This is a genomic window from Gynuella sp., assembly GCF_050297175.1.
GTDB lineage: Bacteria > Pseudomonadota > Gammaproteobacteria > Pseudomonadales > Natronospirillaceae > Gynuella.
Map to the genome: position 1 here is coordinate 1 of NZ_JBNKSF010000022.1, position 22,105 is coordinate 22,105.

The 22,105-nt window shown below is 48.1% G+C and carries 19 protein-coding genes; 10 read left to right on the forward strand and 9 right to left on the reverse strand.

Annotated features, from left to right (window positions below; all coding sequences use genetic code 11):
* Together ACQY6I_RS08455 and ACQY6I_RS08460 are read left to right on the forward strand one after the other, a co-directional pair.
* Positions 1 to 2,428 (forward strand): amino acid adenylation domain-containing protein (locus ACQY6I_RS08455; RefSeq protein ID WP_428241039.1); only part of this gene is annotated, 2,428 nt, incomplete at its 5' end.
* 41 nt (positions 2,429 to 2,469) lie between these two features.
* Positions 2,470 to 4,074, forward strand: a complete 1,605-nt coding sequence (locus tag ACQY6I_RS08460; protein WP_428241040.1) for an MBL fold metallo-hydrolase — start codon at positions 2,470 to 2,472, stop codon at positions 4,072 to 4,074.
* A 252-nt stretch (positions 4,075 to 4,326) separates the two neighbouring features.
* On the opposite strand, the gene ACQY6I_RS08465 is transcribed toward ACQY6I_RS08460, so the two are convergent.
* Together ACQY6I_RS08465 and ACQY6I_RS08470 are read right to left on the reverse strand one after the other, a co-directional pair.
* Positions 4,327 to 5,493, reverse strand: a complete 1,167-nt coding sequence (locus tag ACQY6I_RS08465) for a Card1-like endonuclease domain-containing protein (RefSeq protein WP_428241041.1) — start codon at positions 5,491 to 5,493, stop codon at positions 4,327 to 4,329.
* A 954-nt stretch (positions 5,494 to 6,447) separates the two neighbouring features.
* Positions 6,448 to 7,047 carry a TetR/AcrR family transcriptional regulator gene (locus ACQY6I_RS08470; protein ID WP_428241042.1) on the reverse strand — a complete coding sequence of 200 codons (600 nt, stop codon included), beginning with the start codon at positions 7,045 to 7,047 and terminating at the stop codon, positions 6,448 to 6,450.
* A 146-nt stretch (positions 7,048 to 7,193) separates the two neighbouring features.
* Here ACQY6I_RS08470 and ACQY6I_RS08475 point away from each other — a divergent pair, with 146 nt between their 5' ends.
* Genes ACQY6I_RS08475 through ACQY6I_RS08485 form a run of 3 tightly spaced genes read left to right on the forward strand, consistent with a single transcriptional unit; the run spans position 7,194 to position 11,370 of the window.
* Complete coding sequence (locus ACQY6I_RS08475; protein ID WP_428241043.1) at positions 7,194 to 8,606, forward strand: efflux transporter outer membrane subunit; 1,413 nt, start codon at positions 7,194 to 7,196, stop codon at positions 8,604 to 8,606.
* Positions 8,607 to 8,632: 26 nt separating this feature from the next.
* Positions 8,633 to 9,832: an HlyD family efflux transporter periplasmic adaptor subunit gene (locus tag ACQY6I_RS08480; RefSeq protein WP_428241044.1), complete on the forward strand. Its 1,200-nt coding sequence runs from the start codon at positions 8,633 to 8,635 to the stop codon at positions 9,830 to 9,832.
* Positions 9,832 to 11,370 carry a DHA2 family efflux MFS transporter permease subunit gene (locus tag ACQY6I_RS08485; protein ID WP_428241045.1) on the forward strand — a complete coding sequence of 513 codons (1,539 nt, stop codon included), beginning with the start codon at positions 9,832 to 9,834 and terminating at the stop codon, positions 11,368 to 11,370. The genes ACQY6I_RS08480 and ACQY6I_RS08485 overlap by 1 nt, the downstream gene beginning before the upstream one ends.
* 130 nt (positions 11,371 to 11,500) lie before the next feature.
* Here the strand turns inward: ACQY6I_RS08485 and ACQY6I_RS08490 are convergent, their stop codons facing one another.
* Complete coding sequence (locus ACQY6I_RS08490) at positions 11,501 to 11,734, reverse strand: hypothetical protein (protein ID WP_428241046.1); 234 nt, start codon at positions 11,732 to 11,734, stop codon at positions 11,501 to 11,503.
* Positions 11,735 to 11,776: 42 nt separating this feature from the next.
* Entirely contained in the window at positions 11,777 to 12,016 is a 240-nt protein-coding gene (locus ACQY6I_RS08495) for a hypothetical protein (RefSeq protein WP_428241047.1), read from the reverse strand.
* Between the two features lie 536 nt (positions 12,017 to 12,552).
* Between ACQY6I_RS08495 and ACQY6I_RS08500 the strand changes: the two genes are divergently transcribed.
* From ACQY6I_RS08500 to ACQY6I_RS08515, 4 genes are all read left to right on the forward strand, one after another.
* Positions 12,553 to 13,044 (forward strand): hypothetical protein, encoded by a 492-nt coding sequence (locus ACQY6I_RS08500; protein ID WP_428241048.1) that lies wholly within the window; start codon positions 12,553 to 12,555, stop codon positions 13,042 to 13,044.
* 84 nt (positions 13,045 to 13,128) lie between these two features.
* Positions 13,129 to 13,668 (forward strand): ClbS/DfsB family four-helix bundle protein, encoded by a 540-nt coding sequence (locus tag ACQY6I_RS08505; protein WP_428241049.1) that lies wholly within the window; start codon positions 13,129 to 13,131, stop codon positions 13,666 to 13,668.
* A gap of 200 nt (positions 13,669 to 13,868) precedes the next feature.
* The gene (locus tag ACQY6I_RS08510; RefSeq protein WP_428241050.1) at positions 13,869 to 14,552 is read left to right on the forward strand and encodes a hypothetical protein; all 684 of its coding nucleotides are present in this window, start codon (positions 13,869 to 13,871) and stop codon (positions 14,550 to 14,552) included.
* Between the two features lie 197 nt (positions 14,553 to 14,749).
* The gene (locus ACQY6I_RS08515; RefSeq protein ID WP_428241051.1) at positions 14,750 to 15,079 is read left to right on the forward strand and encodes a hypothetical protein; all 330 of its coding nucleotides are present in this window, start codon (positions 14,750 to 14,752) and stop codon (positions 15,077 to 15,079) included.
* Between the two features lie 283 nt (positions 15,080 to 15,362).
* Here ACQY6I_RS08515 and ACQY6I_RS08520 read toward each other — a convergent pair whose 3' ends face one another.
* Both ACQY6I_RS08520 and ACQY6I_RS08525 read right to left on the reverse strand, forming a co-directional pair.
* On the reverse strand, positions 15,363 to 16,739 hold the full coding sequence (locus ACQY6I_RS08520) for a nicotinate phosphoribosyltransferase (protein ID WP_428241052.1): 1,377 nt from the start codon (positions 16,737 to 16,739) through the stop codon (positions 15,363 to 15,365).
* A 218-nt stretch (positions 16,740 to 16,957) separates the two neighbouring features.
* Positions 16,958 to 18,016, reverse strand: coding sequence for a bifunctional nicotinamide-nucleotide adenylyltransferase/Nudix hydroxylase (locus ACQY6I_RS08525; protein ID WP_428241053.1), 1,059 nt, complete (start codon positions 18,014 to 18,016; stop codon positions 16,958 to 16,960).
* A gap of 156 nt (positions 18,017 to 18,172) precedes the next feature.
* Between ACQY6I_RS08525 and ACQY6I_RS08530 the strand changes: the two genes are divergently transcribed.
* Positions 18,173 to 18,916: an NUDIX domain-containing protein gene (locus ACQY6I_RS08530; RefSeq protein WP_428241054.1), complete on the forward strand. Its 744-nt coding sequence runs from the start codon at positions 18,173 to 18,175 to the stop codon at positions 18,914 to 18,916.
* A 393-nt stretch (positions 18,917 to 19,309) separates the two neighbouring features.
* Here the strand turns inward: ACQY6I_RS08530 and ACQY6I_RS08535 are convergent, their stop codons facing one another.
* Genes ACQY6I_RS08535 through ACQY6I_RS08545 form a run of 3 tightly spaced genes read right to left on the reverse strand, consistent with a single transcriptional unit; the run spans position 19,310 to position 22,100 of the window.
* Positions 19,310 to 19,561, reverse strand: coding sequence for a hypothetical protein (locus ACQY6I_RS08535; RefSeq protein WP_428241055.1), 252 nt, complete (start codon positions 19,559 to 19,561; stop codon positions 19,310 to 19,312).
* Positions 19,562 to 20,806: an MFS transporter gene (locus ACQY6I_RS08540; RefSeq protein ID WP_428241056.1), complete on the reverse strand. Its 1,245-nt coding sequence runs from the start codon at positions 20,804 to 20,806 to the stop codon at positions 19,562 to 19,564.
* Complete coding sequence (locus tag ACQY6I_RS08545; protein ID WP_428241057.1) at positions 20,796 to 22,100, reverse strand: ATP-grasp domain-containing protein; 1,305 nt, start codon at positions 22,098 to 22,100, stop codon at positions 20,796 to 20,798. The genes ACQY6I_RS08540 and ACQY6I_RS08545 overlap by 11 nt, the downstream gene beginning before the upstream one ends.
* Positions 22,101 to 22,105 lie beyond the last annotated feature (5 nt).

Consider the following 22,105-nt stretch of genomic DNA (forward strand, 5'->3'; position numbering starts at 1 on the left):
TGCTTATGTGCCGATCGACCCGGATTATCCATTGGCGCGACGGACCTACATGCTCCAGGACAGCGGCGTGGCCTGGCTGTTGGTCGAAGATGAACAGCATGATCTCGGTGACCTGGCCGATGTGACGGTACTGGCGCTGAGCGCAGCTGATTCGCCGGCTCCATGGCTGGCCGATTCGCCGTTGGATAATCCCCCCCGACTACCGGAGCAGTCAGCGCAGAACCGTGCTTATGTAATCTATACCTCCGGCTCGACCGGCCAGCCCAAGGGGGTCATGGTCGAGCATCATGCCCTGATGAATCTGGCGCACTGGATTCACAGCATGGCGCAGCAGCATTTTGGCGATCAGTGTCAGAACTGGGCATTAAATGCACCACTGGCGTTTGATGCTTCGCTGAAAATGGTCACGCAACTGGCCTTTGGTGTGTCACTGCACATTCTGCCAGAAGCACTGCGGTTGCAGCCCGCTCAGCTGATGCAGTATTTCCAACAGCATGCCATTGCGGTTGCGGATATCACGCCATCGTTGTTGGAGATTGTGTTGCAGGAGGCTGAATCCGCATTGCAGCCTCTGCCACATCTGTTAATTGGTGGCGAAGCGGTTCATGCACAGTTGTGGGATGTCTTGAGCCGTTATGGCGAACAGCATCAACGGGTGTTTGTGAATGTCTATGGTCCGACTGAAGCTACGGTGGACAGCAGTTACAGCCTGATTACCAGGGCGCAGTCGCCCAACGTCGGTTATCCGATTGATAATGTCCAGCTATATGTTATGGATACCCGGCAGCAGTTACTACCGGCCGGATATTGCGGCGAACTGTGCATCGCTGGCCGTGGTCTGGCGCGTGGTTATCTGAACCAGCCGGCGCTGAGTCAGGAAAAATTCCCGCTCGTAACCCTGGCCGACGGTCAACGCGTTCGGATGTACCGTACCGGTGACAAAGTTCGCCTGCGTGAGGACGGTCGCCTGGATTATCTTGGCCGGATGGATAATCAAGTGAAGATTCGCGGGTTCCGCATTGAGGTCGGGGAGATTGATCATCAGTTGTTGGCTCTGGAGATGGTGACCGCTTGTTGTACCGTGGTTCGGGATGATGCCCAGGGCAACCGCATGTTGGTCAGCTATCTGGTGCCGCAACAAATGCCGGACGTGCACACAGACTGGATTCAGGATATCCGTTCTCAGTTGATGACCCGTGTGCCTCACTACATGATTCCATCTGCGTTCGTGCTGCTGCCGCAGCTGCCGGTGACCGTGAACGGTAAGGTCAACAAACAACTGCTGCCGGCTGCAGACCTGAGCTTGCAGGCTCACTATGCGGCACCGGAGACTGTCATGGAAAACCGGCTGGTTTCAATCTGGTCGGATCTGCTGGCGGTGGAGGCTTCCCGGCTCAGTGTGGGTCAGAGTGTGTTTGAACTCGGGGCACATTCGCTGTTACTGCTAAAAGCGCTGGCCGAGATGAAGAACGCCGGTATTGAAGCCACCCTGAAAGCTATTTATGAATATCCTGCCATTCGTGACTTCGCTGCCCACCTGCAAGCCGATGCGCTGTCTCAAAGCGAGGGGTGTGTGATCCGGTTGAACCAATGTCATGACGGCCAGCCGTTATTTATTTTCCATCCGTTTGGTGGCCGTTGTGACGGTTATGCGGCCCTGGCAACAGCGCTGGAAAATGTCTGTCCCGTTTATGGGGTGCAGGCACCGTTTACCTATCGCCATGCGTTTTCGTTCCATCAGTTCAGTCAGCTCTGTGATTTTTATATTGAGGGGCTCAGACATTATCAACCCAAAGGACCATATCGCATTGCCGGCTGGTCCGCCGGAGGCAATATCGCCGCCATGGTGGCTGCCAGACTGACGGCCGCCGGTGATGACGTACAAAACCTGATCGTCATGGATGCATTGCTGGAGCGTCAGTTGACCAGTACACCAAAGACTGAATTCGAACATCTTCGGGATGTGTTGAAGATTGAGTTACAGGACGAAGAGGATACTTCTTCGGAGTTCGCATTGCCTGATGTTCTCGCACAGCAGTTAGATGGTCAGCATATCGAGCGGCAGATTCAGATGGTGGCTGAGTATCTGGTGGCGGAGCAGCGTAATGATTTTATGGATGTAGAACAGATCGCCATTGCGCTGCGCTTTGGCATTGACTTCAACGCGGTGGATCGCTCGGTGCCGCCCTTTGCAATCACCGGAAAATCGGTGCTGATATCGGCCACAAAGAGTCCCGGTACCTTACAGCGGGATATCTTTCAGAGCTGGATGAAGGTGGTTCGGGCTCCGGCCAATGAACACTACAAAGTGGACACCGAACATCACCGAATGATGCGTGATGAAAGTGTACGGAAAATTGCTGGTATTTTGCGCAAAGAACTCAGACACAACCGAACAAAACACAACCGAACAAAACACGCCAAGTGATTGGCGAGTGAATACATTTTGATAAAAAGGATCCGCTTATTATGGGCGACAGTTACTACCTGAAAGAAGATGTGTATATCGAACCATTGTTTAACCACTGGTATGCGTGGCCATATCTGATAGCACCGGCGACGGCGGCCAGACATCTGACCAACACTCACAGACGGATCATGAAATCCTATGTGAAGAATTATGAACTGCATATTCTGGCCAAAGAGCATAAGGCCTTAACGGGGGGCGATTTTGTTGATTGCACCGAAGAACAGTTGGAGGACATCAAACAGCTGATCGCTGAAATTGAAGATAATTGTGGTGAACTGGTCGCACTGTCTTCAGATATCAAAAAGCTGAATGAATTGATGGCCAGCCATGTTACCGGTGAAAGCATCGAGTATCTCTATGAACAGGTACCTGAAGGACTCAAAGGCTACGTGGAGTTGTTCATGGACATGGAACATAATCCCGGTTACCGCTTGATCGAACCGCTGTTGTATAACAGCCACTATTATCGGCCCGACCTGCAATCCATATCCCTTGGTCTGATCTCCAAAGTCGGTGACCGGCCATTCGTGTTCAGTACCCCACGGCTGCCGGATGATAACCACCTGCAACTGGATGCTGAGTTCAATGATTCGTTCTGGGATACATTGTGCCGCGCCCGTGAATATCCGTTATCATCACAACAGATTAAGGAGCTGTTTGACGGCCGGCAACTCAGTGGCGGTTTAACGGTAGAAGAGTTGTTTACCGATACACCCAGTCAGCACCAACACCAGCCGGTGACCTCTGGCATACGGCTGACCTATACCGGGCACGCCGGTTTTCTGATCGAGAGTGAGGATGTCAGCATTCTGATCGATCCGGTCATTGCGAGCCGGGGTGATCAGTATGCCAGTGACGTGGTGAGCTTCAGTGAGCTGCCGGAGAAAATCGATTACATCTGTTTGACTCACAATCACCAGGACCATATCAACATCGAGACCTTGCTACAGTTGCGCTATAAAACCGGCAAAATTCTGGTGCCGAAAAATAATGGTGGCAGTTTGGCCGATCCTTCCATGAAACTGATCCTCAAACAGCTTAAGTTCACGGTGGAGGAGATGGAGGATCTGGATCAGATCGATATCCCTCATGGCCGCATCACCGCGATTCCGTTCCTGGGTGAACACGGTGATCTGAACATTCGCAGCAAGGCCGCCTGGCTGGTTGAGCTGAGGGGTAAGAAGTGCTTCTTCGGTGCTGATTCCGCCAATCCGGACATTAATCTGTATCGACATATGCAACCCCTGCTGGCGGATGCTGATGTCTTCGCTGTGGGCATGGAATGCGTGGGGGCACCGTATACCTGGCTGTATGGCGCGCTGAACACCAAAAAAGTGGCGCCAGTGATCCGCGAATCACGGCGTTTGAATGGTTCTGATTCGGCTCAGGCCATTGAAATGGTCAAGTTGCTTAAACCCAGACAGGTGTTTATTTACGCCCTGGGTATGGAACCTTGGTATAAGTACTTTATCGGCCTGGATTACAGTGAGGGTGCTAAACAGATTGATGAATCCGATCACATGCTGACACTGTGTGAGACGATCAAAACGCCAGCGGAAAAACTGTTTGGTTGCAAGGTTATGACCCTGGAAACCAGTACCTGAGACTTAGGGAACCTCTGAAAAATGGCCCGTTTTCGCGCAGAACCTTGTCAGCACCCGTCTCACATCCTCATTTACGCCGGTAAATTGTGGTGTTGCGAGTGGTGCTTCCTCGCCTGCATCAAAACTATTCCTATTTTTTCTGAGGCCCCTTAGCAATGAACGGTGCTGAGGTGGTTATGGATAATGGCTTTGGAGTCTGTGGCCCATTCAGGCACAGACTCCCAAAAAACCTGAAATGGTTCAGATCTTTTCCTAAAAAACCGAGTATTCATGGCTACGTAGTCTCTCAATCAGTTGGTTTCGTAATTGTCTGATAGTGCGGCGATCGCAGATTTGTACATCAAACAGTTTTGCCCGTTGGTGATGCTTTGGATGAATATCATGGAAACTGGTAATCATGCCGGTGGTTCGGAATCCCCCAAGATGTTTGAGCATGGATCCGAGTTTGTACACCACATGCTGGGCATTGCGGTAGTCCATTAGCGCGGTCTTGCATTCAATTACGATCAGCCGATTGTCATACAGAGCCAGTACGTCGAATTCGTTGCGAAGCGAGGATTTTTGTTTGCTGCCCAACCAACGGACCTGAACGCTGCGGGCTACATCCTGTAAGCGTGGAAACTCTGAACGCAATTGAAACAGTTCGCTGAATACCCGTTCCTCCAGCCAGCCACCATTGGCAAAAAAGCGTGCCTCTTCACTGGCGAAGGTCAGCTGCTGTTGCTGCAAGTCTGCCAGACCGGTGGCGCTCAGTTGGTCCAGAATGTCCAGGAACATATGATCACCACGCAGTTCGTGGCGTGGTATGTTGCACTGCAAATGACCTTCTGCCTGACTGGCATAATAATTGAGTTTGGCGATGGCCTGACTGTAGGCAGATGCCTGACGCTGCCATTTTTGCGCCAGTTCCCGTTGTTCTGTTGGAATGTGTGAGCGACAAATGGACTCCACTTTAAGTCCATGAGCCAGCATAAATGCTGGCAGCTTAACATTGTCCTGTAATGCAAAATCTGCTTGTTGATCAGGGTTGCTCAACCAGCGCACCCAGTCCTTGTTTAAAAAGAACACCGGCAGATCGCGATAAAAAAATACCTCATGGGCAATGATGGCGACCGGTCGATAACCGCCGGTGCTGTTCAAAACCAGCTTGTGGCCAAGAGCCAGGCGTTGTGTCACCAATGATTCAAAAGTTTGACGTAGTGCTTCGGTCTGCCAGGCTTGTGGGAGATCCAGCAGAGTACACTGAATACCCATTGGTTTGCAGGCTTCCATTAACCACTGTTGATGTTCCTGGAAAGGAGTGTTGGGTGTGGCTGCCAAAATCACTTCATCGGGTTTCAAACGAAGATCCATTAACGGGCAAAGATTTTGTCCCGGTTGTTCAGATACCAGGACCAGTTGGACTGTTTTGGTGTTCATATGATCTTCCTTTGGGTTACTGCCGGAATTATTGAAAATTGTTCTCAAAAATACCAGTGGCAGGGCACTCATTGTTCTTCGGTATTATCGAGAGAACCCCGTATAGCTGAGATATTTTCTGTGTTTCTTGCTGCTGAGGCTGATCCACTTTCACGGTGTTGCATGTGTGGGTGACGTCATAACCGTTAGGAAGTGAACTAAGCTTGTGGCGTCAGCGAAGAGTAGGTTTGCTTGAGAAGGGTAGGGAGAACTGTCCAGGTGCAGACCAAGAATCGTAGCGATGTATGAAAGGCGAGTGAACAGCTGCTTGTTGTTTTGTATTCTGAACTGTTTCTTATCGAGGTTTACAATATGTATAAAGTTATCTTGATAATAGTTTATTTCGCAAGACTGGCGTGTACATCGCCTTACAGCGGGAGCCGAAGGGCCACACCGTTTATGCCACTTGAATAAAAAAGGATTGCTGGAGAATGCTGCTGGGCAAGTGGCCAGCGGATCATCAAACCACGGGATGTCCGGGATTCTGATGATGTTTAATGATGTATCACCGAGGTAATGGCGCAGGAACGGAAAATAGATACCTTAATCAACCAGGCCGGGGCAGTTTTTATGCGTATCACCAGACATTTTCCGTTAAATCCCGATCACGTTGTGCATTTGTACGGTGGTGTCTTGGAAACTAACTAAGCGATTGCCCGCAAACGCACTCGAAATAGTATGGTGGATGGTACTGAAGAAACCGCTCATGTTGAGTCGACCGCATCTCCGGTCAATCGCATAGGCTGCTTATCCGCTCACTGGATACCGCTCCGATTCTTAGACCAAACGGAGATGAGAGTGGATGTTACTGTAGGGCCGATAACCGGTACTTGATATACAAAGGGTTTAGTTCGTTTGCACACCCGATGGCTACCTTCAGACAGGTCAATTGTATTTTCGCCGACACAAAAAATATCAGGGACAATAAGCACGTAGAAAAACATCGACAGCTCTGGCGGCAGAGGCATTAAGCTCGTCGAGATCTGGTCGTTCAATCGCGTTCAGAAACAGGGGTGTGTAGTATTCGGCGACAATTAAGGAAAGAAAATGTTGGGCGCATACCCGAGGCTCTACTGAATAAATGTTCCCCTTTTTCATATGCTGTTCCAGAAAATTTTCCAGCTTCGCTAATCCTCTTCTGGGGCCATGCTCGTAGAAAAATTTACCTATTTTTGAGCGATGGGCCTCATGCGCCACAATTTTTTCCAGTGCCAACATTTCCGGTTCGGTAATGGATTGCAGGTAAGACTCTGAAAAGCTCTTCAATGAGGGGAGCAGATCGCTTTCGGCTTCCAACGTATTGAATGCTTCGGCCAGCTGTCTGCGAGCGAACGTTTCCATGACAGACAAGAAAATTTCCTCTTTAGAAGAAAAATAGTTGTACACGGTTGCTTTGGAAAAGCCTACCCGGCGGGCAATTTCATTCATCGAAGCACTCTCAAACCCCGTTTCACTGAATACCTGTTTTGCGGCATCGACGATGGCCAGGCGGCGAGACTCACTTTTAACTCTCATTAATCATACTGCTCCACGGTTAGGGGGTTCTCTTATCCTTGACTTTAAAAACGATGTCAATATTATAACTAAACTGAACGGTTCAGTTATTTATAGAACTTTCCCCTTTAAATTCATATAAAACATCCATTCAAGAGGTTTTAGCATTGCGTAAACAGTATTTAGCCCTGTTCGCGGCCTTATTACTGGTTAGTGGTTGTGTGTCGCTTCCGGGTGAAGAATTCAGCCAGACCAGCATGGTCGACAAGCTACCTTATGAGAAATCGGTGATGACAGACACCGACTCCCTGTGGCCGGAGGACCTCTGGTGGCAACGCTATCAGGACAATCAGCTGGACCAGTTGATTGCCCAGGCACTCGAAGCATCCCCGAATCTGCAGATTGCAGAGGCCAGAATCAATCTGGCGCTGGCCGGTGTTCTACAGTCCGGTGCGGCGATGATGCCATCGGTGTCGGCGAACGCATCGATGAACGAGACCCGTTTGAGTTATCACAATGGTAACGAGTTTGTGCCAAGAGGTTGGAATACCTTCGGCAGTGCGACCTTGAATTTTGATTATGAGCTGGACCTGTTTGGTAAAAACCGTTCGCAGATTGCCGCCGCCAAGTCAGAAGTATTTGCCTCGCAGGCAGAACAGGCCCAGGCACGTCTTGTGTTAACCACATCCATTACCAAAGCATATGCTGAACTCGCCAGGTTGTACGCCAATCTGGCCAATGTGTCAGAAGCCAGAGATATTCGCCTGAAAACTGTGCAGCTAACACGTAAGCGATTTGAGGAAGGGCTTGAGAATAAAGGTTCTGTTCGTAGCGCAGAAGCGGCGTTGGCGTTAACTGAGTCATCCTTACTTGAACTACAGCAACAGATTCTGATTCAAAAACATGCGCTTTCAGCACTGACAGGGTCCGGGCCCGACGAGGGTGAGATATTAACCGAACCGGTATTAATTCTGGATGCATCTTACGGAATTCCAAATGACGTGGGAATAAATCTGATGGGCCGGCGACCGGACATTTCAGTATCCCGCTGGCAGGCGGAAGCAGCGGCACATCGTATCGGTGTGGCAAAAGCGCGGTTCTATCCCAATGTTTCTTTAACAGGCTATATCGGCTCTCAGGCAATGGGATTGGAGTACATGAATTTAGGCGGGTCTTTGGCTGGGGGCGTGGGTCCAGCAATATATCTTCCCATATTCCAGGGTGGTGCCATTAAAGCCGGTTATAAAGCAGCCGGTGCTCAATACAACATGGCGGTTGCCACGTACAACCAGGTTGTAAATCGGGCATTTCAACAACTGGCGGATGTTTCAGCGCAACGAAAGTTTATGCAGCAACGAATCAAAAAAATGCAACAGGCTGAAGCAGCAGCCAGAGATGCCTATCAGATTGTCAATCAACGCTATGAAGGAGGTTTGATGGGGTATCTTGATGTTCTGAACGCTCAGGATAATTGGTTATCCAGTAAACGAAATCTGGTGAACCTGCAGTCTGAAGCTGTATTTGTCGATGTTGAAACGGTACTTGTGCTTGGCGGCGGATTTGCCGCAGAGCATTCCTGAATGTCAAATTATTAAGAGAGAATCCTATGTCTGAAGCTTCTCAAGAGTTGGATGTAACTGCTCTGTCGAACAGTCGTCGAAATATGTTTTTATTATTTTTTTTGGTCGTGATATTGGCGGGAGGAGCCGGTTTCGCCTATTGGTATTTTATCAGTTCGCACTATATTTCCACGGATAACGCATATACCAATGTGGAAACCGCACAAGTGACACCGGCTGTGGGGGGTATTGTTACAGATGTAAGAGTGAGCGATACGCAGCAGGTTCAACAGGGTGATGTTCTGGTCATCCTGGATGACACCGACGCCAGTATTGCGCTGGCACAGGCCGCCGCCGACCTGGAACTGGCCCGCCGCCGGGTACAGGGATATCAGGCTCTGGATGAAAATCTGACCGCACAAATTGCGGCTCGAAAAGCCGATAAGGAACGTGCTGCTGCACAATTGGATGCTGCCAAATCCAATCTGGTCAGGGCGCGATTGGATTTTGATCGCCGTAAAGGCCTGGTGAATTCCGGTTCGGTTTCTGCAGAAGATCTTTCCAATGCTCAAAATGCACTGACCCGCGCAATGGCCGATTTGAAAATCGCTGAGTCCAGCCTGCATCAGAGCGAAGCCAATTATAACAGTGCGATCGGTGCGCAAAAGGCCAATGCAGTACAGATCATCAATGCCGATATTGAAAACAACCCCGAGGTGCTGGCAGCCAAAGCCCGTTATCAACAAGCTCAGGTGAATCTGGATAGAACGGTCATTTATGCGCCAATCTCCGGGGTCATCGCCAAGCGCCAGGTGCAGGTGGGCCGTCGTGTTCAAATTGGTGAGCCTTTGATGACATTGGTGCCCACCGATCAGATATATGTCGATGCCAATTTCAAAGAAGTAGAACTCAGCCAGGTCAAACCTGGACAAATCGCCACGCTGACGGCAGACATTTATGGTGAAGATATTGTATTTCGTGGCGTAGTGTCTGGATTTTCCGGCGGTACAGGTTCTGCTTTTTCTCTGATCCCGGCACAGAACGCCACCGGCAACTGGATTAAAGTCGTTCAGCGCCTTCCGGTTCGCATAGAACTCAATGCGGTTGATTTGAGCAAACATCCGCTGAGGGTCGGGCTGTCAATGGAAGTGAAGGTACATTTGAACGAAGAGACCCACGATCAGGTGGCACAGACCAATGAGTTGTCTTATTTAGATGCGAACCAACATTTAAGGCAAGTTGAATAATGAGTACAACAGCGATTGACGAAAGTCCCAAGCCGCTGGCGGGTATACAACTTTTATTGGGAACACTGGTGTTGGCAATGGCAAACTTTCTGGCCATTTTAGATACCACGATTGCCAACGTTTCTGTCTCCAACATTGCAGGTGCGATGGGAACGACGACATCCCAGGGAACCTATGTGATTACCTCTTATGCCGTTGCAGAAGCGATTGCTGTGCCACTTACCGGATGGTTGGCGGCTCGCTTCGGTTCTATTCGGGTATTTGTAACCTGTTTCTTTTTGTTTGGAATTTTCTCCATTGCCTGTGGTTTATCAACCAGTATGGGGATGCTGGTTTTTTTCCGTATATTGTTGGGATTCTGTGGTGGCCCACTGATGCCCTTGTCACAAACACTGATGATTCGGATATTTCCGGCGAACAAATCCCATGCAGCCATTGGTATCTGGAGTATGATGACATTAGTGGCACCGATCATGGGCCCTATCCTGGGAGGGATATTGTGTGATCAGTTAGGGTGGGAATATATCTTTCTGATAAAAGCGCCGTTTGCCATTATTGCAGCCTTTTTATGTTGGAAACTGTTACGTTCATTTGAAACCAAAACCGAGAAAGTGGGTGTCGACAAAGTCGGTCTGATTTTGCTGGTGGTCTGGGTAGGTGCGTTGCAGCTCATGCTGGATGAAGGAAAAGATCTGGACTGGTTCTCATCCACCTGGATCGTTTTTCTGGCAATCGTTGCCTTGCTGGGATTTGTGGCTTTTCTGATTTGGGAATTAACGGAGAAGCATCCGATTGTTGATCTGAAAATATTCCGACACCGAGGTTTCAGTTTCAGCATGGTGACATTGTCACTGGCGTTTGGTGCATTTTTTGGAATCACCGTATTGACCCCCCTGTGGTTACAAATGTACATGGGATACACCGCCACCATCGCTGGTTATGCTACAGCGACGATGGGAGTGCTGGCGGTGTTTGTTGCGCCGGCCATTGCGAGTTTATCATCGAAATTTGATCCCCGGCCCATGGTGTTCGTAGGGGTTCTATGGTTGGGAGGATGGACTTTGTTCCGCAGCTTCGGAAATATGGATATGACCTTTGCCCAGATAAGTGTACCGATGTTATTTCAGGGTTTGGGAACACCTCTGTTTTTCGTACCTCTAACCGCCGTGGCATTGGGTGCCGTTGGCTTTCATGAAATGAATTCCGCTGCAGGTCTGATGAATTTTATCCGCACCCTTTCCGGCGCATTTGCGACATCGCTGGTGAATACCCAATGGGAAAGCCAAAGCACCTATGTACATGCAGAACTTGCAGGACTGACAGACCGAACCGGTGCTGCCATGGAATTAATGACGCAAACGGGAACACCCAAAGAACAGGCCGTGAGTATTATTGACATGTTGTTACATCGTGAAAGCGTGATGATTGCAACCAACCATATTTTTATCGTGATCAGTGTCATATTTGTGGTGGCGGCATTCATAATCTGGTTTGCACCAAAACCAGCAGTGAAAGCTGACGTGAGTGCCGTGCACTAACTGCACAGTCAAACTCAGTTGATCATGATCAAAATTTTATCAGAGGCGCGTCTGAACCCATGTTCAGATGCGTTTTTTTTAGGGCACAACCACTCTCCACACCCATATCAGAAAGACAATTCAGCGCCATTCATCGCAGCTGCTTTAAATTCTCTACCGCTGACTGAATGCCACTGGTTTGACGGTCAATTTCCGTTATCAGGCTCATGACCACCCGCCCGATATCAGATCGTTTCTCATTCTCAAAGTTTAATAAAATACAACCGATGGATTCATACTGCTTGAGTTTGGCCTGTATTTTATTCAATTGATAATCGATCAGCTTTAACTGCGACTGATAACGTCTTTCGGATTCTGTTTGCATAAGTGAGACTCCATGCAGAATGAAAAATTACCCCGTAGCGGGTTATTGGATATCGCCTAATGCGGAATAAATACTGTCCATCTGCACATGCAAATGCTGCAAAAAACCATAAGCTGCTCTGGCCACATTGGCAGTGGTTTCGTCATCCGATTCGGATAGCATCAGTGCAATCGCCTGACCACCATTGAGCGTGGTGATCGTTGTACACAGATCGCGCCTGATCAGTTCCAGTTGAGAGATATTGGGTGAAGGGTTTGAGATGGGCGTGGACTCTGTCGTCATGGCATATGATTCCTCTGTGATCGCATGGATTCTGCCCCTCACAGGGATTCATATGACGTTTTGGGGGCAGAGTCGGCGAGTCGCAACAAACCGCTCACAGAGACGCGGCCCAGCCGAAACTGGCCCGCCGACCTGCCATAAAACGGGCAGGTGCGCGAGTGCGCAGGCATACCACAGGCGCTGAACGCCTAATGCCTCTCTGTGACTAAAGCGGGGTTGCGATCCCGACGCCGGATTTTGCCAGCGCGCGGCTATGTTACGTGAAAAGCCCGGCCCGGGGCAACAGTGAGACTTTAGGGAACAGGTTTGAGAGCGTATAAATATGAAACTGAGCGAAATCAATTTGAAGCTAAACTTTGTATTGGCGGTTTTAGGTAGCGGGGCTATTTTGGATAGGGTGTGGAATGTGTAGGTGTTGTTTAAATAAAAATATGATGAGATAGGTATAGTTGCCTCTGGGGAAAAAGGCATATTTTATGGCAAATATCCCAACGTCTGAATTTGTTTATAAAAATACATGAGCGCAGGAGACGCTGATGCTAAAAATCGTCAGTCTTTCTTGGAGCGTTGTGTGGGGGGCTAATTTTATGATCGAAATGAGTGTGGAATATAAGAACATCGTCGAAAAAATATTCGACACGTTGAAAGCACTCGAAGCGCAAGGTGAGTTGGTAATTACTTCAACAGTGCCGCAGAGCATTGCCCGAACCATCTTTCATGCTGCAATAGAGGATTGGCTTAAGGAATTGGATGTCGGGCATGAGCCTATGGAGTGTACTATGCCATACTTGCTGGATCAGACTTGTTCGGAATTGTCGCACAGGTTTGCGATAGACTCTGTGCGAGCCAGAGAGATTATAAATGCATATTATTCTCAGTGGTGTAAGACTCGTAGCATTAAAGAAATTGCAGAAATATACTGGCATGAAACACCCTCAGAGATGGCTAAGCGAGCCTATTGGAGTGTCGTCATGAAAAAGCCGGATAATCGTAACTTAGATTATCTTGAATGGAGAAAGCAGTGCTGACAATAGTCGCAAGGTGCAGCACAAGGAATCAGGTACTAGCGGGGCGATAAAAAAAACAATTGCTCATCAAAGGAGATCATACCCATGGCAAGACCCACTACAAAACAGGCACTACTCGAAGCAGCAAACACAAATTTCGAAACGCTCTGGCGAACCATTGATTCAATGACAAAAACCGTTCTGACCACTGAGTTTGATTTTTCAGATGATGTGAAGAAAAAAGAAGCTCATTGGCAACGAGATAAAAATCTTCGGGATGTATTGATCCACCTCTATGAATGGCATCAGCTACTGATACATTGGGTAGAGTCAAATATGGCCGGAAAAAAAGCCGACTTCCTGCCGGAGCCATACAACTGGAAAACCTACGGTGATATGAATGTAGCGTTCTGGCAGAAACACCAGAAAACCAAACTCGAAAAATCCAAGGAAATGCTGAAAGCAAGTCATCAATCGGTATTGCAGTTAATAGAAAACTTCTCCAACGAAGAGCTGTTTACCAAGAAGATATACGATTGGACCGGCACAACCACACTTGGAAGCTATTGTGTCTCTGCCACCTCCAGTCACTACGACTGGGCAATAAAAAAATTAAAGGCGCATGTTAAGAAATGTTGTGGATGATTGGTCTGTGAGTAGGTTGGATAAGCACTACGATATCCGACTTTAGGATTATTTTTAGTCTATCGACTCTATATGGTTATGATGGGTATCTAATATCGTTGAATGGAGTTGGATTTAAGGGTTGAATAAATTTTTCGAAAAAGTTATTAAGGTACTTTTTTTAATAAAATAAATTTTGAAGTTTTTCAGAAGGAATTTTTATGGTTTTCTCGAAAAGAATATTGGTTTTATTCGTTGCTGGTGTTTCCTGTGTTTTTTCGAATGCGGAACAAGCATGCTCTGATTACGTTTTTGAGATAGATGGGTGCTCGGATATGGGGCTGGATGAATACAATCTGAATACTGATTTTAAGTGGTCATGTAATGCTCACGACAGATGCTATAGAAAAATAGGAAAATCGAAGTTTTCGTGCGATAAAGCCTTCTTAAAGAACTTGAATGATTCGTGTGATGAGCTTGGTGTGTGGGATGTACTGTTTCCGGTGACAATACCACGAAGAGTTATTCAGTGTAGATCTACAGCTAAGACATATTACGAAGCCGTTCGCAATGCACCAAGCGCAAAAAATGCATACATAAAAGATCAGAAGGCCGCTTTCAGAACTGCTTTAAAATTAACAGATGAATATTTTTCCAGTAATTGTGTGGCTAATGAAACACCATCGTCTTTGTTTGACTCTAATGAGAGTGTGGTGACTGAACGGCTATATATGGGTTACTTGAACAGAAAGCCAACAGAAAGTGAACTGTATGCCGCACACCAGTACCAAAATAACTCAGATATCTCAGGTTTGTGGGAATATTATGTCATTTCTGATATTCAAGGGGAAAATAGATTGATGGCAGCGATGTTGATTGCAGTTAATCATGTTTTACTGAGATAAAATTATTGTCGATTAGTTCTTGTTTTTGTTGCTTTAGCGTATAGGTTTTGGGTATCTTCATGCCGATTTAATTGCTATTGGAAAGCGAATGCCGTTAGGCAGCTGTGATGCTGTTATAAAGACTCAGTCAGACGGATCTGATCCTTCCTTTAAATCAGCTCTTATCAACTACATAAAATTACGGAGTTTAAATCTCAATGAAGTACGTATATTTTTGTCTTTTTCTAATAATGTCATTTTCTGTTCAGGCAAGTGAAATAAAGAATGTTCGCATTCAGCAAATCGCGATGAATCATGACCAGGGTGACTTTGTTTTTATTAAGCTGGAGACAGCTCCGTCTCGGGCATCTTGCTCCACTAATGGTGCGTGGGACTATACATTGTCTTTAAAAGATGAAACATATAACTCTATGTATGCAATGCTATTGGCTGCATTTATGGCCGGAAAGCAGGTCAATATTGGTGGTACGGGTACGTGTAATGAGTTTTCACAAATAGAGAGTATCAGTTCGTTTTTTGTTAATTGATATATGGTTGCTCTGACTGAGTGATTGGCCGTTTTTTAAACGCGTCCCTTTCTTCAGTTTGTGTTGTAAAAATGCAACCCAATTTGTTGGATTTCATCAAGGAACGGAAGGAATATCTGATCGACACAGTTGTTCATATATTCCTCGACCATTTCTTACGAGCACAATCATTGATCGCTGTTCTCTCCCTCTAACAAACTCACCAAGCCCATATAATAACCAATGCTGCGACCATCAAGTACATCCGGTCACAGCCAAATGGTATTTATCCTGTCATTCCATCTCAGTTAGCAGACACCTGACTGCGGACCTGATCTAACGTGTACTCTGTGATCAGTTGACCATTACGAAAGACGGTGACCAGTTGGTTGGCGTTGGCTGGAACGGTATCTCTGGCAACGGTCTGGTACTCGCCGTTTTCCCGTATTAATGCCAAGCGGCCTTTTTTCGAGCGTTTGCCGTGGTCGGTTATCGGGTCTTTGTAGATGTCTTTCCAGTCGCCATTGATGCAGATGGCGGATGCTTTCATGGCAAATTTCTGGGTATCCCGGTGTACTTTCTGTAGCAGTTCTCCACCCATACCGAACGATACGTTTTCGGCACTGATTCCTTGTTGTTTCATGGCTTCGAGGATGGCTTTGATGGAGCCTGGATTAACACCGTCACCCTGAATCAGGCGAACACAGTCAGGCAGTACCCGGTAGCCTTTACTGTTAGTGTGGCTGCCAAACTTGGCCATCAAGCGTTCGATGGCTTGTGGTACTACTTCTACCGGGTTGCCTGAATCGGGGCGGACCACCAGGGTGCCCCCCATGGTTTCGACCTGGTTTTTCAGGTCGCCGCCCCATAGATCATCGATAGCGGCCCAGAGGTTGTAGGAGTCGCTGACCACGGCAACTACTTTGTTCTTGCCACCAAATTGGTTGAGCATGTTGCGATAGGCATCGGTTTCGCCGTCTCGTCCCCAGCTGGTGATGGTGCTGTGTTCGGCGGCTGGAATGGAGAATCCGGCCATCTCGGCATCATAGTAACGACGCCCGGCGACGATGGCGGAAAGACTGTCGGTTCCCATGAAGTTGACCAGATGGGCGAGTCCGCCAATGGCGACGGTCTCTTCTGAACTCGCACCGCGGGCACCAAAGTCATGTAACTTGAAGGGCAGGCTGGAAAGATCGTCGGCCGTTTCGGTCAGATAACCGGCAATGATCTGATGGCAGGCTCTGGATATGGTTGCCACGGTGGTGGGATACCAGATAGCCCTCAGTAGCGCGGTTTCAATATAGCTGGTTAGCCAGGCGCAGGCTGGATCTGTATTGATGACCTGTGCGAGTACATTGCTGGTGGGCACTTCTGCGCCCTCAGGGACGGCTTCGATTTCCAGTGGCAGGTAGCCCTGATGGGTATTGAGAATGTAGGCCCAGCCTTCACGATTAAATGGCACGCCATGGGTTGTGCAAATGAGCTCTGCTTCGTCGATATCGGCCTGGGTGATTGGAGTAGTAAGGTATTGTTTAATAAACATCTGCAGACCAAAAAACACCGTGGAAGGAAAAATGCCGCCGCGGGATTCAATGTAGCTGGAAATGTATTCGGTGCCTTGTGGATATTGGGCAAAGTGAGAGGTTTTGTAGGAATCGGTGTTTAAAATCAGGTTCTGCATGATGGAAATCCTCCAGTCATCATGGGTCCGATGCCGGTCTATCCAGCATCTTCGACAGTTAATGCGGTCAGTGACAGAGCAGTTCCTGCCCTGTGTTTAATATAGTGTCTTTATGCCACTATATTGTCAATCATTATTTTTTGGCTAATCGCCACTAATTAAAAAATCCGGGCTTCGTCGATGCATATTGACCAGAGCGACAGCCGGCAATCCGTAATTTATACCGTTCCCAGTAAATCCTGGATGATGAAGTAGTGGTCCTCGAACATGGTTTGCGGATTCAGCTTGCTCAGGGGAATCCATTGTGCTGTTTGTGCATCGTCACCGCCTTTCACTTTCGGCAGTTCGGCATTGGGGGCCAGTTCGATGTGGAAGGTATGGGTAATGGTGCGACCGCGGGTGGAACGATAAGGGTCGTCATAAACGGCCGAGCGTTTGATTGAACCTTTGAGTACCGGAGCAGGCACTTTCAAGCGGGTTTCTTCCCGCAGTTCGCGAAGACAGGCGTCCTGCAGCCGTTCATGCTGATTGACGAAACCACCCGGGAGTGCCCATAGCCCTTTGCCTGGGTTGGCTCGGCGTTGTACTAACAGCACATGGCCCGATTGCACGACCACTGCATCTACAGTGACAAACGTAGGTGCGTAGGGGGCTGATTGCCAAGCTTGTTGATATTTTTGAACGAACTGTACCTCTTCCTGTACCTGCATAAAACCGGCTTCAGTCGCAACAAAATGTAATAAATATTCTGCTACGGGAGCGGGAATTAGCTCGTTGTTTTGCATCGTATTGATGGCGCTATCAGGTGTCGTCATAAACAGGTGTTCACGCAATGGTGTGGCGCTGATGTTGCGGTAGTTTTCAATACTGATGCTGTGCCACTGTGGAAACAGATTCAGATAAAAACCGGTCTGATCTTTTCGGTGGCCGATCAGAGCGACTTTGGCAGGTTGGTGTGGAGTGGTGTGATGGGCGGTGACCAGGCCGTTCACGGTTGCCTGTACATTGCGCACCCAGAGTTCATCATTGTAGGGAACATCCATCAGAGGCAGGCACAGCAGACGGGTATTTTCAGTCTCATTGAGGCAGGCACGCACCATGGCTTCTCGCTCCTGATGGGTCCAGGGGTTGCGTGCATTACGTGGCTGCCAGGCAGAGCCGATCAGCAGTACCAGTTTGTTGGCGCGGTTCAGGCCTTCTCTGACAATCTTCAGGTGGCCGGAATGAAATGGTTGAAAACGGCCGATGAAGACCGCGAAATCGAATGTTTGAGTCATATCGCAAGATCCTTGCAAAGTATGGATGGGCGTGAGTCTGTCTCTTGCCCGTATTTAAATACTCGCCTCGGCTTGTGCTGCCATGGCGACATGTTAATATTGGCTTATAGCCACTTAATTAGCAAGTGTCTTTGCCAACACTGACGGAAAACTATAATGGGTACTTATAAGACCGAACGGGAATTTTTGCAGCACTACAATATTCATGATCACGAGCTGCCGCTGGTATCGGTGGATGTTGCCATCTTCACTTTGCTAGAAGGGCGTTTGCAGGTGCTGTTGGTGAAACGCGGGGACTTTCCACACAAGGGACGCTGGTCGCTGCCAGGTGGTTTTGTGAATCAGCGACAGGACCAGGACCTGTCAGCGACGGCGCGGCGCAAGCTGCTGGAAAAAACCGGTGTCGATACCTCTCACCTGGAGCAGATTGCCACGGTTGGCAATGACAAACGTGATCCGCGAGGCTGGTCGGTAACGGTGCTTTATATGGCGTTGATACCTTATTCACCGGCGCAGGCAATTGCCGCACCGGTCAGCGATGCGCGCTGGTGGCCGTTAGAAGAAGCCGCTGAGCAGCGCCTGGCGTTTGATCACAGCGAATTGATATCCATGGCCAGAGAGCGTTTGCGCAATAAGACCGGTTATACCATGTTACCGGCGTACATTATTGATAGCCCGTTCAGCCTGACTCAGTTACAGCAGGCTTTTGAAGAGTTATTGGGGACAGGGGTAGAGAAAAAATCCTTTCGCCGGAGAGTACTCGCAGCCGACATTCTGGAGGAAGTTGGTGAAGGGCTGGCGGAAAGTGGTCGTGGTCGCCGCGCGGTATTGTATCGACCCAAAAAAGGTGGTGAACAGCATGCGTTTGTGAGAGTGTTTGGCGGGGTGGACGAGGTGTAGGGAATGATAAAAAATATCCATAAAATGGTGAGGTCGACACTTTTTTTGGAAATGAATTTCAAGTTAACAAGCTTCCTTTTTATTTTTGTTTGATTTCACAGACGTAGAATCAGTGTACCTGAAGTCAGGGTTTTGCTGCTGATTTTCATATACACTGAGCTGGTGATGGGACAAATATAATCCAAATTCAAACTTGTTTTGACGGGTGTTAATGATTGATCATATTTTTTGAGAGCGGTCAGGGATTTCCTAATTTTTCCATACTTGGATATTGTTTTGAATAAAGCTATCTATAGACACAGGTGATACATCATCAGTGGATTCTACATTGATATTTATATGGTCTTCAGATGCTTGTGAGATGGTTTCGTCCATGGCTGCAATTCCGTTAGCTTAGTCTTCAGGGTATCCAATTTCACGAAGACGTTTTGCCAGATCCACAATAGAGAGACGTTTGTGTTGAATGACTTTACCAAGATGGTGTGAAAGAGTCTCTGCGATTTGGTTATATGAGACTGCTTCAGGGGACAGCGGCGCAGGTTGTCGAAAGAGGTTGTTGATAAAGTAACCCGGGTGGTCACCATCAGTATAAGGCAGGCGTTTTAGTGGAGCTGTCCAGAGAACTTCCAGACAGCCGCCTGTCACTCAATTAACACTTTCTCGTTCGGCTGGTTCATTGCCATAGCGGTTGATACCTGACCAGCGCCAGAGTACCAGTATCGCCGTTAATATCGGTAAGCCGTGAAACACTAATACAACATGTGCCGGAGCCCAGAACTCGTAAAACGGAGCGGAGATTAACATGCCAATGCCAAACCCGGACATTTGTAGCACGGTTAGCAGACTGAAAGCAGGTAACCGCAATTGATCCGGCTCCTGTTGCAGACGTGAAACCAGCCCAACTTCGGCAAGACCATCACCGAGTCCGGCGGGAATTGCTGCGCACAGTAACCAGACCAGTTCACTTTGTTGGAAGACGAGAATAAATCCACCAGACATGGCCAGCACACCGAAAAAGAATGTTTTTTCCATACTGCGTAATTGATTGGTTTTGAGTATCCGACTGGCTATTCTGGCACCCGCAAATTTTCCACACGCCCATACGGCCAACAGTAATCCCATTGTTGTGCTGGCGCTCTCAGGTGTCAGTAGTTTGGACAGGATCGGAAAGCCAACATTGTGTGCAGCGCTACCCAGTGTATCCATCATCGTTACTAACAGCATACCCGCCATTAACGGCGCGGCTTTCAGTCCGTGTCGTAACTGTATCCAGTCCTGGCGCAGGTGTGGGAATTCTGCTGTTCGCCGGATGGAGAGCATGCGTAAAGGCAGTATGAACATGGTGGCAACAATATATGTTGTGATGTTAATGGCGAATACCAGCTGATAACCAAAACCGGCAACCAGCAGGCCTGAAATCAGGCTGCCGACAACAGCACCCGAAGAGGCTGCTGAGGTAATCCAGGCGTTGGCATTGACCCGGTGTTCTGCGTTGATCAACCTTGGCATCTGGCTGTTAAGACCAATGGAAAACATTGAATGGCCAAAGCCGATCCCGAACGCAATAACCGGTAGCAGCAGTAGTTGTTGCTGGGTCGGTACAATCAACAATAACAGCACTAGAAATGCGCGTAGCAGATCGAAACATATTAACGGTATTTTGCCAGTCCAGTGACGGAAAAATGGTGTTCCGACAATGCCCGCGGTGATTCCACCTGCTACCCGACAGGCCAGGAAAATACCGATACTCATGGCGCTGTTGCTCAACATATACACATACGTTGACAGCGCGACCATATTTAAAAAAGCGCCAAAATCTGAAATCAGTCTGGCCAGGACGATCAGGCGGGCATTATGAATAGACTGGGATGGCGTTGCTTCAGTATTCAATATCCACCTCCACCAGTGATTTCATCTGCTTATCGATGTCCAAAATACCATCCAGTGTGTCAGCGTGAAACCAGGCATCCACCACGAATACTTCTTCATAGTTGCCGCCGACTTTTCGGCCGGGTTTAAAGTGGTCGGTAATACTGATCATGCCAGGTATCTTTCCGGCTGCTTCAATGCCACGGACTTCGCGTAATACTCCGCTGTTACGCGGGTAGATTGCAGCCATGCCATAAATACCATCGATTTGAGGTGGAACAGGTCGCTTGATTTCTTTGCCCAGTAACTGATCGATAAACACCTGCCCGTAATCGAGTGCCAGCAGAGATTTCAGGCTGTCTTTCACTCTCATTCCACCAATACGGGGATTGACTTCAATGACACTTGGACGCTTTTGGCTGTCGAGGCGCATCTCTACATGACAAAAGCAATTGCGTAATCCCAGGGCCTGTAAAATGTCTTGGGCATAAGACATGACCTGTTGTTGTTCCTGTTCATTTAGTTGGACGGGTGGGGTTACCAGCAGGTTTTCGTAACTACAATAAGTTTCCTGAGTGACATCCAGTTTGTCGTGAACGATTAATGGCCAGACTTCGTTTTCGGTACATAGGCATTCAACGCTGATTTCATCGCCATCAATAAGAGCTTCTGCCAACATCTCATGCTGCGGATCAAAATACTGCCCTTTGAATTCATGGTCGCAAAAAAAATGAGCATAGTAGCCATCGGCAATATTCTGCATATAGTGTTCAAATACTCTGCGCATATCATCGATGTTATGGCAGACTGAAATAAAACTCGATCCAAGGCCCACAACAGGTTTCAGTATGAGTGGAAAGCCAACGTGTTGGGCTGCTTGCAGTAAACTTTCTTCATCATAGACACGTGTATGGCGGACTGTATATATGCCGTTTTGTGCCAAGGTCTGTCGCATCAGATATTTATTGTTGGCCAGAAACAATGCTTCGGCCGGAATGTGAGGTAACCCTCTGGACTGGCAAAGTTCTGCTACTTGAGCGCCCAGCAAACCTTCACCGGTAAAAAATCCCAATATGGAACCGATGCCGATAATGTGACTGTCCTGCTCAATCTTTTGGATGGTCTGTTCCAGGCCGATACCGGACCAATCAGAAATGCGGACAATATGAAAAGGCATTCCTGCTACCTGGCTGTCCGTGATGGTATCCGGAACGATCACAACGACATCAATGCCGAGCTTGATCGCTTCCCGGGCAATCACCGATGTTGTGATAAATGAATACTTTTCAATCAATACCAATTTTGATGTTTTCAATTTAA

Coding starts and splice junctions, on each gene's coding strand:
- ACQY6I_RS08465 (WP_428241041.1), bottom strand. CDS start 5,493: ATGAACACCAAAACAGTCCAACTGGTCCTGGTATCTGAACAACCGGGA.
- ACQY6I_RS08520 (WP_428241052.1), bottom strand. CDS start 16,739: ATGCAGAACCTGATTTTAAACACCGATTCCTACAAAACCTCTCACTTT.
- ACQY6I_RS08510 (WP_428241050.1), top strand. CDS start 13,869: ATGGTTTTCTCGAAAAGAATATTGGTTTTATTCGTTGCTGGTGTTTCC.
- ACQY6I_RS08480 (WP_428241044.1), top strand. CDS start 8,633: ATGTCTGAAGCTTCTCAAGAGTTGGATGTAACTGCTCTGTCGAACAGT.
- ACQY6I_RS08505 (WP_428241049.1), top strand. CDS start 13,129: ATGGCAAGACCCACTACAAAACAGGCACTACTCGAAGCAGCAAACACA.
- ACQY6I_RS08485 (WP_428241045.1), top strand. CDS start 9,832: ATGAGTACAACAGCGATTGACGAAAGTCCCAAGCCGCTGGCGGGTATA.
- ACQY6I_RS08515 (WP_428241051.1), top strand. CDS start 14,750: ATGAAGTACGTATATTTTTGTCTTTTTCTAATAATGTCATTTTCTGTT.
- ACQY6I_RS08490 (WP_428241046.1), bottom strand. CDS start 11,734: ATGCAAACAGAATCCGAAAGACGTTATCAGTCGCAGTTAAAGCTGATC.
- ACQY6I_RS08500 (WP_428241048.1), top strand. CDS start 12,553: ATGCTAAAAATCGTCAGTCTTTCTTGGAGCGTTGTGTGGGGGGCTAAT.
- ACQY6I_RS08530 (WP_428241054.1), top strand. CDS start 18,173: ATGGGTACTTATAAGACCGAACGGGAATTTTTGCAGCACTACAATATT.
- ACQY6I_RS08460 (WP_428241040.1), top strand. CDS start 2,470: ATGGGCGACAGTTACTACCTGAAAGAAGATGTGTATATCGAACCATTG.
- ACQY6I_RS08470 (WP_428241042.1), bottom strand. CDS start 7,047: ATGAGAGTTAAAAGTGAGTCTCGCCGCCTGGCCATCGTCGATGCCGCA.
- ACQY6I_RS08495 (WP_428241047.1), bottom strand. CDS start 12,016: ATGACGACAGAGTCCACGCCCATCTCAAACCCTTCACCCAATATCTCT.
- ACQY6I_RS08525 (WP_428241053.1), bottom strand. CDS start 18,016: ATGACTCAAACATTCGATTTCGCGGTCTTCATCGGCCGTTTTCAACCA.